The sequence below is a fragment of the Streptomyces sp. NBC_00461 genome (assembly GCF_036013935.1).
Lineage (GTDB): Bacteria > Actinomycetota > Actinomycetes > Streptomycetales > Streptomycetaceae > Streptomyces.
Genome location: NZ_CP107902.1, coordinates 3,887,249 through 3,902,026 on the forward strand (window position 1 = coordinate 3,887,249; position 14,778 = coordinate 3,902,026).

Consider the following 14,778-nt stretch of genomic DNA (forward strand, 5'->3'; position numbering starts at 1 on the left):
GTCGTACATGAGGTACGGCGGTACCCACATGCCGAACGAGCCTGTCAACGGTCCGTGACAGGCTCGGTTCGGCTTGATGTCGCCGGTGTTACGTCACACCTCGGCGTAGCTGAGCTGCGGCTTCGTCTCTGCGGCAGTCGTGGCCTGGGAGACGGCGGCCGGGCGGCGAAGGTATACGGCCCAGGTCACCGCGAAACAGGCGGCGTAGAAGACGAGGAAGGCGACGAAGGCGCCGGTCCCGGAGCCGTAGGAGAGGAAGGACTGCCGGAAGGCGAGGTTGATGCCCACGCCACCGAGCGCGCCGACCGCGCCGATCAGCCCCATGGAGGCACCGGAGAGACGTCGGCCGTAGGCCGCGGCCTCCTCGCCCTCCAGCCCCTTGGCCAGGGCCTTGGTCTGGAAGATGCCGGGGATCATCTTGTACGTGGACCCGTTGCCGAGGCCGGCCAGCGAGAACAGCACGACGAAGACGGTGACGAACAGGGGCAGCGACTTCTGCATGCTGGCCACGACCAGGACGGCGGTGGCTGCGGCCATGGCGACGTAGTTGTAGAGGGTGATCTTCGCGCCGCCGTACTTGTCGGCGAGCCAGCCGCCCACGGGGCGGATCAGCGAACCGAGCAGCGGGCCGATGAAGGTGAGGTACGTGGCCTGCAGCGGCGTCCGGCCGAACTGGTTCGTCAGCACCTGCCCGAAGGCGAAGCTGTAACCGATGAACGACCCGAACGTCCCGATGTAGAGGAAGGACATGATCCAGGTGTGGCCGTCCCTGGCGGCGTCCTTGGCGGCACCGGTGTCGTTCTTGACGTGTTCCAGGTTGTCCATGAACAGGGCGGCGAGGACCGCTGCGACGACGATCAGCGGGATGTAGATCCCGAGCAGCACGCGCGGACCGCCGCTCGCGCCGATGACGGCGAGGGCCACGAGCTGGATCGCGGCGACGCCGATGTTGCCGCCGCCGGCGTTGAGGCCGAGCGCCCACCCCTTCTTCCTCAGCGGGAAGAAGGCGTTGATGTTGGTCATGGAGGAGGCGAAGTTGCCGCCGCCGATGCCGGCGAGCAGCCCGATCAGCAGGAAGGTGTCGAAGGACGTGCCCGGCTTCATCACCGTGAACGCGGCGATCGTCGGGATGAGCAGCAGGCCGGCCGAGACGATCGTCCAGTTCCGCCCACCGAAGACGGCGACGGCGAAGGTGTAGGGGACGCGGACGACGGCGCCGACCAGCGTGACCATCGAGGTCAGCATGAACTTGTCGGCCGGGGTCAGCCCGTACTCCGGGCCCATGAAGAGCACAAGCACGGACCACAGGGTCCAGATCGAGAAGCCGATGTGCTCGGAGAGGACGGAGAAGAAGAGATTGCGCTTGGCGATCTTCTCTCCGGTCTCGTTCCAGAAGGTCTCGTCCTCAGGATCCCACTGCTGGATCCAGCGACCTCCCCTGCTCGATGCGGGGGCTGTGCTAGGGGCTGTCATGACGCCTCCACGGTGCTCCGGGGCTCGGTCGTGCTTGGGGCAGATGACCGGTGATGAGTCCCGAAGGTAGGGAGGCGGCGTTTCCGGTCTGTGGCGCCGGGTGACCGCGAAGGAACTTTGCTCTCACCCGGCCCGGGGGCGGGATGAGAGGTACCGCGTCGGTACGTTACGAACAGCTCTCCGGCTGCGTACGGCTCCGTGTGAGCCGACCCACCAGCGCCTGCCCGGGCGGCCCGCCGAGCACGGTGGTCAGTGACCGGGGAGCAGGGGGCAGGGGAAGTTCAGCGCTGCGGGGACTGCCAGTTGGGGTTCTGCTGGGGGTAGGGCCGCTGCGGGGGGTACGGCTGGGGCGGTTGCTGTGGGGGGTACGGCTGCTGGGGGGCGGCGTAGGGGCCGGGGGCGGGGGGCTGCTGGGGCGCGGCGTACGGGCCGGAGGCCGGGGGCTGCTGCGGGTAGCCGTAGGGCTGGGGCTGTGGCTGGTACTGGGGCTGGGCGGCATACGGCCCCGGGACGTGCTGTCCCGGCTGTCCCGGCTGTCCCGGCTGTCCGTATGGAGCGTGGGCCGGGGTGGCGGGAGCGCCCGGCGCACCCATCGGCGGCTGGCCGGCACCGTACGGTCCGCCCGCGAAGGGGTTCGCCTGGCCCGGCATCTGCAGCCCCGGCGGCAGATAGCGCACCCGCCCCGTCTCGTCCGTCATCGGCATGAATCCGGCGGCCTGCAGCCGGCGTGCGAACTTGGCGTTGCGCTTGCGGGTCACGAGCAGACCGATGCCGAAGATCGCCATGAAGATCAGCCAGACGATGCCCGCCACGACGAAGTCGAGGGCCTCACCGCCCGCCCGGTACCCGGCGATCCCACAGGCGACGGTGATGCCCAGCGCCGCGTACCCCATACGCTTCTCGGCGTTCTTGCCGGTGAGGTCGAACTGGATGCGGGCCTTGAGGAGTTCGAGGGCGTCGGGGACGAGGGGCGGCAGCGAGACCCCGTCGTGCGCGTTCGGATACTGCGCCCAGTTCTGCGCGGCCCGCGCCCTGGCCTGCGGGTTCGGGTCGGGCACGATCAGCATCTTCAGCGCGTTGTTGCGCGAGCCGGTGTGCCGCGCGTCCATGTACTCGTACCCGAACTGCTGGGCGACGAAGGCGAGTCGGGACAGCTTCTTCACAGAAGCCATCGGACTGGTGAGCTCGACGGGCTCCCCACCGGCCATCAACCGCAGCATGTTCCGAACCTGCCGCTTACTCATCGCTCCTGCTCCCCCGCGCCACTCTGTTCACTTACGCAACTGGGGCAGTGTGTCATGGGGTTGCGGGGGCAGTGGATCGAGGGCGGGGTGCTTGACCGGGGTTTGACCGTCGTGGACGCCGTCACCGACCGCGCCATCCTGGAACAGGGCGTCGACCTCGCAACGCAAGGCCATCGACGCCCTGGGCGACGCCCTCGGCCTAACCGACGACGAACCCAACGACCCACCCGGCGCCCGCTGACGTTGCCGTCACCGTTGCCGTCAAACGACCGGAGGGACCCTTCAATACGCGCACCCAATCAAGTGGGGATATCGGAATACCGTTTCCGAGTGCCGCACGCAGCCTGCCGCATTGGTCGAACAGGTCCTGCACACCTTCGAACCCCATACCAGCTCATCGCCACATCGAGCCGGACCACCCCATTCCAGGAGTCCGCGCCGTAGCCAGGCAACCACCAGGAAAGTTGCTGGTGGGGCACTCTGGAAATTCCTGACCACCCATAAGTGGCCATACTTGTTGTCTATTACTCCAGCTGTAGATCGTGATCAGGTGTCAGGTGTCAGGTGTCGAAGCGGTGGCGGGCGGCCTCGATGTGCCCGAAGTAGCGGTCCGTCCAGTCGCACATTCCGTCGACGGTTGCGCGTAGGCCCTGGCCCGGCTCGGTGAGGGTGTATTCGACACGCGGTGGGACGGTGGGGTGCACGTTTCTCTCGACCAGGCCGTTGCGCTCCAGCATGCGCAGGTTCTGGGTGAGCATCTTGTGGCTGATGCCCTCGATCTCGTTCCGCAGTTCGCTGAAGCGCAGGGTGCGTTCACCGAGAGTCTCGATGATCAGGAACGCCCACTTGTTGGCAACGTCGGAAAAGATCTCTCGCGCCAGTGAGTCCGCGCGCCTGAGGTCTGCTTCCTCGGATGGGCCCTTGATCTGTTTGGTCACCATCGGGTTCCCCAGTCACTGGAAAGTGCGTTCTTCCATGTCAGCGTCCACTCTCCTATGGTTCCTGAGTAACCACAAGAGACCGAAGGTGCCTTGGTTGGGCGGACACGAGACCACAGGCGCTCAGGACAAGGAGGCAGGCAGCATGGCCATCAACCTGGTAAACCCGAGTGGATTGCCCAAGATCGATGTCTACCGGCAGGTGTCGATCGCAACGGGGTCGAAGCTGGTCTTCATCGCCGGCCAGGTCGCCTGGGATGCCGAGGGGATCACGGTCGGCGAAGGCGACCTCGCCGCGCAGGTCGAGCAGTGCTACCTCAACATCGGCACTGCTCTGGCCGAGGCTGGCGGCTCCTTCGACGACGTGGCGAAACTGACCTTCTACGTCGTCGACTGGACCCCCGACAAGATGCCCCCGCTCCTGGAGGGCATCTCCCGGGCGTCCGCAAAGCTGGGCATCACCCCGGTCCCGCCGGCCACGCTGCTGGGTGTTGCGGCCCTGGACGTCCCCGACCATCTGGTCGAGATCGAAGCCACCGCAATCCTCGACTGAACAGATGCCCTTTCTGCGGCCCACGCGTCGGCGACGATCGCGACCTTGGCTGCCGAAGCCTGACCTGACGCTCGACGGCCGCGCCTTCCCATTCGTCTTCGGCAAGGAGCTGGACGTCAAGGTCATCCGGTCCGCCGCCTTCCAGGACGGCACTTCGGGAAGGACTCCCCGTCCGCGACTCGAAGAGCACCGACGGCCCTCACCTGGCCGTCGGTGCTCTCCGTCCGGACGGCCTTCCTCCCGTACGCGGTTCGGTGTCGGCCCCGCCCCTCCGCGTGGATCCGATCAGCCCTTCCGCCGCCCCCTCCCCCGCTTCGCCCCGTTGGGCCAAAGGCGTGGGCTCCGTTTCGCCGCCAGGTCCTCGATCCAGCCGAAGGTGAGGATCGCGAGGCCGATCAGGGGCCAGACGAGGACGAACATCCAGAGCGTGTAAGTCGAGTCCAGTGCCGCCGACGCGCGGTCGCTCTCCATGAAGGGGAGGCTGTACGCCTGGTCGATGATCGGGACCGTCGCCATGATCAGCAGGTTGTGCCAGAGGTAGATGGTGACGGCCCTGTTGTTGGCCAGGGTCACCAGCTTGTCCCACCGGGCGAGGCGGCCCGGCAGTTCCTGCCACGACGGCGAGTACTGGAGCAGGATCACCACGAAGCCGAAGGACCAGGCCGCCTGTGCCAGCGGGATGTCGTTGAGGTCCCAGCCGTCGGGGCCGAGGTGGCCCGAGGCCCACCACAGGCCGAACGCCATCAGCAACGCCGAGCAGGAGACGGCGACATAGCGCGGGACCCGCTGGAGCATGCCCTCGTGGTGCGCGAAGCCCAGGACCCAGCAGCCGCCGTAGACCGCGAAGTCGGTGATCGCGTTGCCGGTCTCGCCCGGGATGGTCACCAGGCCCGTGCCGACGATCGCCGTCAGGCCCAGCGGGGCCAGCAGCGTCGCCCACGGCAGGCGCCGGAACGCCCACAGCAGCAGCGGGGACGCGACCACGAACCACAGATACGCCCGCAGGTACCACAGCGGCCCGGCCGCCTGGTCGGCCCAGGTGGAGTCCAGCAGGCCTCCCTCGTTGCCGAGGTGCCAGGGGTAGGGCGGGGCGCCGATCGGGATGACGTAGTTGATGATTTCGACGATGCCCCAGGTGCCGCCGTTGTCCGGGTCCTTCGCCGGGTTCCAGCCGGCCACGAACATCATGACCAGCACCACCGCGCTGAACGCCCACAGCGGTGGCAGCAGACGGCGGATCCGGCCGCGGATCACGCTCATCGCCGGGCGGCTCAGCGAGCGCGCCATCAGGGAGCCCGCCAGCGCGAACATCACGCCCATGGAGGGGAAGAGGACCGACAGCCAGGCCCAGCCGAACAGGTGGTAGACCACGACGCGGACCAGGGCGATCGCGCGCAGCAGGTCCAGGTAGCGGTCGCGGCCCGGTTTCTTCGGCGCGGGCGAGGACGCGGATGCCGGTGTCGGGGTCGGGGTCGGGGTCGACACCTCAGGGCCGGCCACCGGACCTTGCCGCGGGATGCCGTACGACGGCGTCGACTCCGGGGTCCCGGCACCGGTCCCGGTCGTGTATCCGTGGGTCATGCCACGGGCCTCCGATCACTGCTGGCGGCACGGGGCCGCTGGCTGGGTACCGGCCCGCCGGGTGCCTCCACGACACCCGTGCGCCGCAGCTTCTGCCAGCGCAGGCGGCCGCCGGTGAGCGCCGTGATCCAGGACTGGAGCAGCACGACGTACATGAGTTGGCGGTAGAGGATCTGCTGCAGCGGCAGCGAGATGAGGTGGGTCATGCGTTCGCGGTCCAGGCGGAAGGCGTAGGCCGCGCAGACCACCTGCACCGCCAGGACGCCGAACCAGGCCACGATCGTCCTCTGCGTCGGGCCGAAGACGACTCCGTAGAGGAGGAAGACGTCGATCAGGGGGGCCAGCAGCGGGGCCACCACCATGAACAGGGATACCAGGGGCAGGCCGACGCGGCCGAAGCGGCCCGAGGGGCCCTTCTCCACGAGGGCGCGGCGGTGTTTCCAGATCGCCTGCATGGTGCCGTACGACCAGCGGTAGCGCTGCGACCACAGTTGTTGGACCGTCTCGGGCGCCTCCGTCCAGGCCCGCGCCTTCTCGGCGTAGACGACCCGCCAGCCGTCGCGGTGCATGGCCATGGTGATGTCGGTGTCCTCGGCGAGCGTGTCGTCGCTCATGCCGCCCACCCGCTCCAGCGCCGAGCGCCGGAAGGCCCCGACGGCCCCCGGGATCGTCGGCATGCAGCGCATGATGTCGTACATACGGCGGTCGAGGTTGAAGCCCATCACGTACTCGATGTGCTGCCAGGCGCCGATCATCGAGTCCCGGTTGCCGACCTTCGCGTTGCCGGCGACGGCTCCCACGCGCCGGTCGCCGAAAGGCTGCACCAGTTCCCGTACCGTCGCCGGTTCGAAGACGGTGTCGCCGTCCATCATCACGATGATGTCGTAACGGGAGTTCGCCAGGCCTCGGTTGAGGGCGGCCGGCTTGCCCGCGTTCAGCTGGCGGACGACGCGGACGTTCGGCAGGCCGAGCTCCTCGACGATCCGCGCCGTGCCGTCGCTCGAACCGTCGTCGATGACGATCACCTCGATGGGGTGCTCGCTCGCCATCAGTGAACGGACGGTGTTCTCGATGCACTTGGCCTCGTTGTACGCGGGCACCAGCACCGATACCGGTTCGGTGACCGGCAGGCCCCAGCTGAAGCCCCGGCGCCGCACCCTGCGCGCATGGGCCCCCGACAGCAGGAGCATGAGCACGAAACGGCCGATGACCAGGCCGCCGATGATCGCGAGGGCGACGACCATCACGCCGGTGATGTCGTCCGAGGCCTGGACGAGGAAGATCCACGCCCTGCCCTTCCACAGGCCGACGCCCGTGACCTCGGTGTGTGCGCTCGGTGCGTCGAGGGCCTCGGTGAGGTTGTCGAACGCGTAGCCCTGCTTCTGCAGCATGGGCAGGAACCTGTCCAGCGCCTGCACCGTCTGGTGCCGGTCGCCGCCCGAGTCGTGCATCAGGACGATCGCGCCCTTGCCGCCGTGCGGGGTGGCGTTGCGGATGATCCGGTCGACGCCGGGCTTCTGCCAGTCCTCGCTGTCCGTGTTGTTGACGACGGTGATGTAGCCGCGGGTGCCGATGTACTGGGTGACCGGCCAGGACTCGTCGTCCATGGCGTCGGCGAAGGAGGAGTACGGCGGCCGGAACAGGGAGGTGCGGATGCCCGCGGCCCCCGAGATCGCCAGCTGGGTCTGCGACAGCTCCCAGTCGATGCGCTTGTGGGACTGGAAGGAGAGGTCGGGGTGGTTGAAGGTGTGCACGCCGACCTCGTGGCCCTCGGCGACCATGCGCCTGACCAGGTCCGGGTAGCGCGAGGTCATGGTGCCGGTGACGAAGAAGACCGCGTGCGCGTGGTGCCTCTTGAGCACGTCCAGGACCTTGGGGGTCCAGGTCGGGTCCGGGCCGTCGTCGAAGGTGAGGACCAGGCGGTGGTCGGGCACCTTCAGGCTGGTGGTGCGGCCGCTGCGGGTGTCGATGACGGGGCCGCCGTCCAGGATCTTCTCCGGGACCTTGTCGGTGGCGGCCTCGGGCTGGATGCGATGGTCGGCGAGGATCTCGCTGTGCACGTACCCGCGCAGCATCAGCATCGCCATCATGGCGACGAGGACGAGCATGGGCAGCAGCAGGCGCATGGGCAGGCGGCGACGCGGAGAGCCGTCACGAGCTGGGAGCGAGGTCGCGGGCCCGTGACGGCGGGTGCGGGATGCCATCAGAGGGTGGGCTCCGGGGACGGTGCGGACGAGGCGGCGGGCGTGCCCGGCTCCTCGGTGACGGGCGAAGGGCTGCTGGGACCGTCGGCGACCGGGCCACTGCCGGAGCCGGTGCCGGTACCGCCCGTGCCGCCCGGGGACGGCGACGGCGCGACGGAACTCACGCTGGGGCTCGGGGCCGGTGAGCTGGACGTCGGCGGGTTCACCGAGGTCGAAGGGACCGGGTCGACCACACCGGGCCCGGGCTTCGTCGCGGACTTGGACGGTGTCGGGCCGGGGTCGGCGGACGCACCCGGACCGGCGGGGCCGGTGGACTTGCCGTGAGCCGTGCCGCTCGCGCCCGGCGACGGCGTCGTACCGTCACCGGCCGTCGGCGTCGAACCCGGCACGACGGCACCGATGCCGGTGCCGGTGCCGGAGGGCTGGGCCGAGTCCGCGGGCCGTGAGGTCGGCTCGACCTGACCGGCCGGCTTGTCGTCCTGCTGGCCCGGCACGGGCAGCCAGGGCGCGTCGGAGCTCCCGGACAGCAGCGTGACGACGATGACGACGGCGTAGACCGCGCAGGCTATGCCGACGGCTATGCCCAGGCGGCGGAAGCGCCGGCTGCGGCGGCCCGACTCGTCGACGAAGACCGGCGCGTCGGAGCTGTCGGGGCCACCGCCGGTCTCCCCCTCGGCCTTGCGCAGTCGCTGGTCCTGCTGCAGGCAGACGGAGTCGAGCTGGACGGTCACCTCGTGCGGATCGTGGGACTGGGCGATCTCGCCCGACGCCTCCCACGGATCGCGCAGGCCGGCGGCCCGGCCGTGTTCGGCAAGGCGTTTGGAGCCCCCGCTCAGTACGTCGGTCACGTCGAGGTCCGCGGAGCCCCCACGAGGGACTCCGGTTCTCGCCGTGTCCGGAAACGACTGGGTGATGCCGCTCCTTCTGGTTTCCCCCGTTGTTGGAACGACCTGGGCCTCTGATGCCGCTTCGGGCCATTCCGGTTGGGCGTCTTCCCGCCACTTTTTCACGTGCACGCACATCCCCCCACGGGACAGTTCTGGGTGCGCGTACGACACGAGCACAAGTCGGCCGAACCCGGCCCCCACCGGATTCGAGCGCCCCCCTTACCACAACGTGCTCGGGCCCCGAATGTAGCGTACGGGGAGGTTCTGTGTGCGCAGCGTGTCAGTTGTGACCCTGGATGATCTCCGAATCGATGGCTGGAATCCATCCGTTGGAGGGCACTCGAAGCCACCGCTCCTCGACAGACAGTTCGACCGCAGCCCGTCGAAGCGCACCGAATCCGGGGTGGACCAGACCCTTCCGCCACACAAGTGACACCGGCGACAAAGGAACGGGATCGATCAAGGGACGCAGCACCCTGCCAGGCATGGCCGGAAAATCCACGACGGCGAGAATCGGGTTCCGCATCTTGGCCATGAGCCTTTGGAACTCCTCGTCCCCGACGGCCAGCGGAACGGGCTGTGCGATTTCGATGCCACGGCCGTCGAACAAGCGACGTGCGAGATCGGTCCATTCCGGCGTACGCGGATTTCCGGCGCCCGCGTACACCGTCTCCCCCTTCAGCGCGGCGAGCGGCACCGCCTCCAGGGACGCCAGCCGGTGGTCCTCGGGCAGCACGACCGCCATCGGCTCATACCGCACGGGCTGGTGCTCAAGGCGGGCCCGCAGCACCGGGTCCAACCCCGCGAACCGCCCGAACGAGGCGTCCAGCCGCCCCGCGAGCAACTCACCGGCGGCGCCCGTCAGGCCGCTCTCGTAGCGGGCCATCAGCTCGTGCTCCGGGGCGAGTTCACGGGCCCGGTGCAGGACGCGGCGCGCGGTGACCTGGTCCGGGAAGTTGAGGTCGACCAGCAGGGGCCGGGCCTGCCCGAAGGCGGCAAGCAGCGCATCCTGCGCCTCCAGCACCCGGCGCGCGTACGGCAGCAGCCGCTCGCCGTCGGCCGTCAGCGTGACCTGCCGGGTCGATCGCACGAACAGGTCGACGCCGAGTTCTCGCTCCAGCCGCCGCACATCCCGGCTGAGCGCCTGCTGGGCGACGTAGAGCCTGGCGGCGGCGCGGGTGAAGTGCAGTTCCTCGGCGACGGTGAGGAAGGCACGCAGAAGGCGGGGGGCGAGATGGCCGGGCGCGGGCATCCGGCGAACCTACAACAGGACTTACAACACAGGTGCGTGAATCGGTACGGAGAAGGTGTTGGACCCCTTGATCGGGTACGGGCGACGGTGGTGCACATGCCCCAACCGACCCCCAGGAAAGCCCCGCTGCTCACCGTCACGGCCGACACCCTCGTCGCCGTCGACTTCACCCCCCGTACCTTCAACTCCCCTACCGGCAACCGCCCCCGCCCGCCCGGCCCCTACCGCCGCCTCTTCGCCACCCCCGGCTCCCGCGCCTTCACCCTCGGGAATCTGCTGGCCCGCCTCCCCATGGGCATGTTCAGCGTGAGCGCGGTCGTGATGATCGCCGGTGCGCATGGCTCGTACGCCCTCGCCGGTGCCGTCACCGCGACCGGCCTCGCGGCGACGGCGGCAGTGGCGCCGTGGACCGCGCGGCTCGTCGACCGGTACGGGCAGGCCCGGATCGCGGTACCCGCCACGGTGATCGCGGCCCTCGGCTCCCTCGCCCTGCTGCTGTGCGTGCACTTCGACGCCCCCGCCTGGACCCTCTTCGCCTCGTACGCCGCCACCGCGACGACCCCGAACACCGGCGGCATGTCCCGCGCCCGCTGGGCCCACCTGCTCAAAGGCGACGACGGCGCGCTGCACACCGCGAACTCCTTCGAGCAGGCCGCCGACGAGCTGTGCTTCATGCTGGGCCCGGTGCTCGCGGCCTTCCTGTGCGGGACGTTCTTCCCGGAGGCGGGCACGCTGGTCGGGGCGGTGCTGCTGCTGACCGGCATGCTGCTGTTCGCCGCGCAGCGCTCGACCGAACCGCCGGTGCTGGGGGGCGCCCGGGCCAAGTCCCCGCTGCGTACGCCCGGAATGCTCCCGCTGCTCGCCGTCTGCCTGGCGATGGGCGCGGTGTTCGGCGCCATGGAGGTCGTCACGATCGCGTTCGCGGACGCACAGGGACACCGTTCGGCGGCGGGCGTCGTCCTCGCGCTGCAGGCGGCAGGTTCGTGCGTGGCGGGTCTGCTCTATGGGGCGCTGCGACTCACCGGCCCCGCGTCCGCCCGCCTGCCGTGGTGCATCGCCGCCATGACGACGCTGTTGGCCCTCCCCCTCATCGCCGCCTTCCTCACCGGCTCGCTCCTGCTGATGGCCGGCGCGCTGCTGGTCGCGGGCATGGCGACCGCCCCGACCATGGTCACGACCATGACGCTGGTGCAGCAGCGCACCCCCGAGGGCCGCCTCAACGAGGGCATGACCCTCGCGGTGACCGGCCTGCTCGGCGGGATCGCCTGCGGCTCCGCGACCGGCGGCTGGATGGTGGACCATCTGTCCCCGACGGCCGGCTTCGGGGTGCCGGTGACAGCGGCGGCCGTGGCGCTGACGATCGCGCTCGCACACCAGATGCTCACGGACCCGAACAGCAGTCACCGTCCGCATTCCCGCCCGAATTCCCGTCCGATGCATTGACGCGCCCACGACCCTCACATACCTTCGCCCGTCGAAGCGCTTCGACGTCACGCATCGAATCGATTCGACGGCACAGCGTTCGCCGCGTGACGCCCCGATACCCACCCATCGGCTCTCCTGGAGGCACGGGATGTTGACGGCACGAAGGCGTGTGATGACGGCCATGGCCGCGCTCCTCGGCGGATCGCTGCTGCTCACCGCTTGCGGCGGCTCGGACGGCGGGTCCTCCGACGCCAAGACGCTCAAGCTCTGGCACTACGAGGGCCCCGACAGCGCGATGGGCGTGGCCTGGAACGAGGCGATCAAGGAGTTCGAGGCGAAACATCCGGGGATCAAGGTGAAGTTCGAGGAGAAGGGCTTCGAACAGATCCAGAAGACGGCGCCCATGATCCTCAACTCCTCGGACGCGCCCGACCTCATGGAGTACAACAAGGGCAACGCCACCGCGGGCGCGCTCGCGAAACAGGGCCTGCTGACCGATCTGACCGCCGAGGCCACCAAGCGCGGCTGGGACAAGAAACTCAGCGCGGGCGTCCGCACGACCAGCATGTACGACACGAGCGGGGTCATGGGCTCCGGCAAGTGGTTCGGCGTACCCAACTACGCCGAGTACACGATGGTCTTCTACAACAAGGCCCTCTTCAAGAAGTACGGGATCACCGAGCCGAAGACGTTCGACGAACTGACCGCCGCCATGGACGAGTTCGTCGCCAAGGGCGTCACCCCGCTCGCCAACGCGGGCGCCGAGTACATGGCCCAGCAGTACCTCTACCAGCTGGCCCTCTCCAAGGCCGACCGCTCCTGGGTCGACAAGTACGAGCTGTACAAGGGCAAGACGGACTTCCACGACGCGGCCTGGACCTACGCGGCGAACACCTTCGCCGACTGGGTGAAGAAGGGCTACATCAGCAAGAAGTCCACCAGCACCAAGGCCGAGGACGCGGGTGTCTCCTGGATCCAGGGCAAGGCACCGATCCTGTTCTCCGGCAGCTGGTGGTACGGCCGCTTCCAGACGGAGGCCAAGTTCGACTGGGACACCACCCTGTGGCCCGGCTCGACCATGTCACTGGGCTCCGGCGGCAACATCTGGGTGGTCCCCAAGAACGCCAAGAACAAGGACCTGGCCTACGACTTCATCGACATCACCATGTCGAAGAAGATCCAGAACCTGCTGGGCAACAAGGGCGGCATCCCGGTCGCGGCCGACACCTCCGCCATCACGGACCCGAAGTCCAAGCAGCTCATCACCAACTTCAACACCCTCAGCGGGCGTGACGGCCTGGCCTTCTACCCGGACTGGCCGGTGAACGGCTTCTACGACGTCCTCGTCTCCGAGACGCAGAAGCTGATGACGGGCAGCGAGAAACCGGACTCCTACCTCAGCGCACTGCAGCAGGCCTACGACAAGGGCGCACCGACGAAATGACGGTGACCGTCGAACGGGATGCGCGGGCCGTCGGCAAGCGCCGACAGACCGGCCCGCGCCGCCCCCGTACCCGCGACTCGTACGCCCTGTTCCTGCTCCCCGGCATCCTGGCCTTCACGGCGATCATCGTCGTCCCGTTCCTGATGAACACGGGCGTGAGCTTCACGGACTGGCAGGGCATCGGCAGCCCCAAGTGGACCGGCCTCGCCAACTACCGGGAGCTGATGGACGATTCGGAGTTCTGGGCGTCGTTCCGGCACAGCCTGTTCATGGTCGTCGCGATGGCGGCCGTACCGACGATGACCGGTCTCGTCCTGGCGGCGGCGCTGTTCGACTACATCGGCAAGCACTTCGGATCGAGGTGGGCCGCGATCCTCCGCGCCTGCTTCTACCTCCCGCAGGTGCTGCCGATCGCGGTCGCCGGCATCGTCTGGAGCTGGATCCTCGCCCCCGACAACGGCTCCCTCAACGAACTGCTGAAGGCGATCGGGCTGAGCTCCTGGCAGCAGGACTGGCTCGGCGACCCCGACATCGCGCTGTACAGCGTGATGGGCGTGATGGTCTGGGTCCAGATCGGCTTCCCGCTGGTCGTCTTCATGGCGGGACTGCAACGCGTCGACCCGCAGCTGTACGAGGCGGCCGAGCTGGACGGCGCCGGCTGGTGGCGCCGTTTCTGGCACATCACGCTGCCGCAGATCCGCCCGGAGATCTACGTCGTCCTGACCTGGTGCACGATCGCCGCGCTCAAGGTGTTCGGCGCGGTGTACGTGCTGACCAAGGGCGGCCCGGGCGGCGCGACCGACGTCCCCTCCTACTTCTCGTTCTCCACCTTCTTCGAGAAGACCCAGGTCGGCTACGGCGCCGCGATCTCCACGCTCCTCACGGTGATCATCCTGGCGCTCTCCGTCGTCTTCCTGAAACTCCAGACCCGCGCGGAGGAAGGGGACCGCACATGACGACCGCCCTGCGCCGCTACCCGGTGCTGATCGCCCTGTGCATCGCCGCCCTGTTCATGGTCGTCCCGTTCCTGATCGTCGCGGTCAACGCCGTCAAGTCGCCGGCCGAGTACTCCCAGAACGGCCCGCTCAGCCTCCCGAAGGGCTTCTACCTCGACGGCCTCAAGGACTTCTGGCAGCGGGTCGACTACGGCCAGAAGCTGTTCAACTCGGTGCTGATCAGCGGCTCGGTGGCGGTGCTCGCGGCGATCCTGTCCGTCCTCAACGCGTACGCGATCGGGATAGGCCGGATCAAGGGCCGCACCTGGGTCCTGGCCTTCTTCGTCCTCGCCAACATGCTGCCGCAGGAGACGCTGGTCTACCCGGTCTACTACCTGAGCAAGCAGGCCGGCCTGTACGACACCAGGCTGAGCGTGATCATCGTCTTCACGGTGATCCAGGCGGCCTTCGGCACCTACCTGCTCTCCTCCGTCCTGGGCCAGTTCCCGCGCGAGATCATCGAGGCGGCCCGTATCGACGGCGCGAACAAGTGGCAGGTGCTGTGGCGGATCGTCGTCCCGGTCAGCCGCCCGACCATCGGCGTGCTCCTGGTCTTCTTCTTCATCTGGACCTGGAACGAGTTCCTGCTCCCCCTGGTCATGCTGATCTCCAACGACAACCAGACGGTGTCGGTGGCCCTCGGCGTCCTCCAGGGCCAGCGCCTGATGGACGCCACGATGACCAACGCGGCGGCCCTGCTCGGCGTGCTCCCGGCGATCGTGTTCTTCCTCGTCTTCCAACGGACCCTCACCCGCGGCATCGCCGTGGGTGCCGTGAAGTAA

General features: G+C 68.6%; 12 protein-coding genes. 5 read left to right on the plus strand and 7 right to left on the minus strand.

Features of this window, described 5'->3' with window-relative positions; all coding sequences use genetic code 11:
* Positions 1-93: 93 nt before the first annotated feature.
* The 3 genes from OG870_RS18275 to OG870_RS18285 all read right to left on the minus strand — a co-directional run bounded on the left by OG870_RS18275 (position 94) and on the right by OG870_RS18285 (position 3,658).
* Positions 94-1,473 carry a nitrate/nitrite transporter gene (locus tag OG870_RS18275; protein WP_266515334.1) on the minus strand — a complete coding sequence of 460 codons (1,380 nt, stop codon included), beginning with the start codon at positions 1,471-1,473 and terminating at the stop codon, positions 94-96.
* A 281-nt stretch (positions 1,474-1,754) separates the two neighbouring features.
* The gene (locus OG870_RS18280; RefSeq protein ID WP_266584135.1) at positions 1,755-2,717 is read right to left on the minus strand and encodes a hypothetical protein; all 963 of its coding nucleotides are present in this window, start codon (positions 2,715-2,717) and stop codon (positions 1,755-1,757) included.
* Positions 2,718-3,277: 560 nt separating this feature from the next.
* Positions 3,278-3,658, minus strand: coding sequence for a winged helix-turn-helix transcriptional regulator (locus OG870_RS18285; protein WP_266584133.1), 381 nt, complete (start codon positions 3,656-3,658; stop codon positions 3,278-3,280).
* A 142-nt stretch (positions 3,659-3,800) separates the two neighbouring features.
* On the opposite strand from OG870_RS18285, the gene OG870_RS18290 reads away from it, so the two are divergent.
* Positions 3,801-4,208: a RidA family protein gene (locus OG870_RS18290; RefSeq protein ID WP_266584131.1), complete on the plus strand. Its 408-nt coding sequence runs from the start codon at positions 3,801-3,803 to the stop codon at positions 4,206-4,208.
* A 285-nt stretch (positions 4,209-4,493) separates the two neighbouring features.
* Here OG870_RS18290 and OG870_RS18295 read toward each other — a convergent pair whose 3' ends face one another.
* The 4 genes from OG870_RS18295 to OG870_RS18310 form a co-directional block, all read right to left on the minus strand.
* On the minus strand, positions 4,494-5,789 hold the full coding sequence (locus tag OG870_RS18295) for an acyltransferase family protein (protein ID WP_327691148.1): 1,296 nt from the start codon (positions 5,787-5,789) through the stop codon (positions 4,494-4,496).
* Positions 5,786-7,993: a glycosyltransferase gene (locus OG870_RS18300; protein WP_266515352.1), complete on the minus strand. Its 2,208-nt coding sequence runs from the start codon at positions 7,991-7,993 to the stop codon at positions 5,786-5,788. The genes OG870_RS18295 and OG870_RS18300 overlap by 4 nt, the downstream gene beginning before the upstream one ends.
* Positions 7,993-8,841 (minus strand): hypothetical protein, encoded by an 849-nt coding sequence (locus tag OG870_RS18305; protein WP_327691149.1) that lies wholly within the window; start codon positions 8,839-8,841, stop codon positions 7,993-7,995. Before OG870_RS18305 ends, OG870_RS18300 begins: the two co-directional genes overlap by 1 nt.
* Before the next feature lie 319 nt (positions 8,842-9,160).
* The gene (locus tag OG870_RS18310; protein WP_327691150.1) at positions 9,161-10,132 is read right to left on the minus strand and encodes a LysR family transcriptional regulator; all 972 of its coding nucleotides are present in this window, start codon (positions 10,130-10,132) and stop codon (positions 9,161-9,163) included.
* Positions 10,133-10,228: 96 nt separating this feature from the next.
* Between OG870_RS18310 and OG870_RS18315 the strand changes: the two genes are divergently transcribed.
* From OG870_RS18315 to OG870_RS18330, 4 genes are all read left to right on the plus strand, one after another.
* Positions 10,229-11,575 (plus strand): MFS transporter, encoded by a 1,347-nt coding sequence (locus OG870_RS18315; protein WP_327691151.1) that lies wholly within the window; start codon positions 10,229-10,231, stop codon positions 11,573-11,575.
* A 130-nt stretch (positions 11,576-11,705) separates the two neighbouring features.
* Positions 11,706-13,001, plus strand: coding sequence for an ABC transporter substrate-binding protein (locus OG870_RS18320; protein ID WP_327691152.1), 1,296 nt, complete (start codon positions 11,706-11,708; stop codon positions 12,999-13,001).
* Positions 12,998-13,957 carry a carbohydrate ABC transporter permease gene (locus tag OG870_RS18325; RefSeq protein WP_327691153.1) on the plus strand — a complete coding sequence of 320 codons (960 nt, stop codon included), beginning with the start codon at positions 12,998-13,000 and terminating at the stop codon, positions 13,955-13,957. The genes OG870_RS18320 and OG870_RS18325 overlap by 4 nt, the downstream gene beginning before the upstream one ends.
* The gene (locus tag OG870_RS18330) at positions 13,954-14,778 is read left to right on the plus strand and encodes a carbohydrate ABC transporter permease (RefSeq protein WP_266515369.1); all 825 of its coding nucleotides are present in this window, start codon (positions 13,954-13,956) and stop codon (positions 14,776-14,778) included. The genes OG870_RS18325 and OG870_RS18330 overlap by 4 nt, the downstream gene beginning before the upstream one ends.

Bases quoted from the DNA above. Each gene is read 5' to 3' on its own strand.
- OG870_RS18275 (WP_266515334.1), bottom strand. From the start codon at position 1,473: ATGACAGCCCCTAGCACAGCCCCCGCATCGAGCAGGGGAGGTCGCTGG.
- OG870_RS18280 (WP_266584135.1), bottom strand. From the start codon at position 2,717: ATGAGTAAGCGGCAGGTTCGGAACATGCTGCGGTTGATGGCCGGTGGG.
- OG870_RS18285 (WP_266584133.1), bottom strand. From the start codon at position 3,658: ATGGTGACCAAACAGATCAAGGGCCCATCCGAGGAAGCAGACCTCAGG.
- OG870_RS18290 (WP_266584131.1), top strand. From the start codon at position 3,801: ATGGCCATCAACCTGGTAAACCCGAGTGGATTGCCCAAGATCGATGTC.
- OG870_RS18295 (WP_327691148.1), bottom strand. From the start codon at position 5,789: ATGACCCACGGATACACGACCGGGACCGGTGCCGGGACCCCGGAGTCG.
- OG870_RS18300 (WP_266515352.1), bottom strand. From the start codon at position 7,993: ATGGCATCCCGCACCCGCCGTCACGGGCCCGCGACCTCGCTCCCAGCT.
- OG870_RS18310 (WP_327691150.1), bottom strand. From the start codon at position 10,132: ATGCCCGCGCCCGGCCATCTCGCCCCCCGCCTTCTGCGTGCCTTCCTC.
- OG870_RS18315 (WP_327691151.1), top strand. From the start codon at position 10,229: ATGCCCCAACCGACCCCCAGGAAAGCCCCGCTGCTCACCGTCACGGCC.
- OG870_RS18320 (WP_327691152.1), top strand. From the start codon at position 11,706: ATGTTGACGGCACGAAGGCGTGTGATGACGGCCATGGCCGCGCTCCTC.
- OG870_RS18325 (WP_327691153.1), top strand. From the start codon at position 12,998: ATGACGGTGACCGTCGAACGGGATGCGCGGGCCGTCGGCAAGCGCCGA.
- OG870_RS18330 (WP_266515369.1), top strand. From the start codon at position 13,954: ATGACGACCGCCCTGCGCCGCTACCCGGTGCTGATCGCCCTGTGCATC.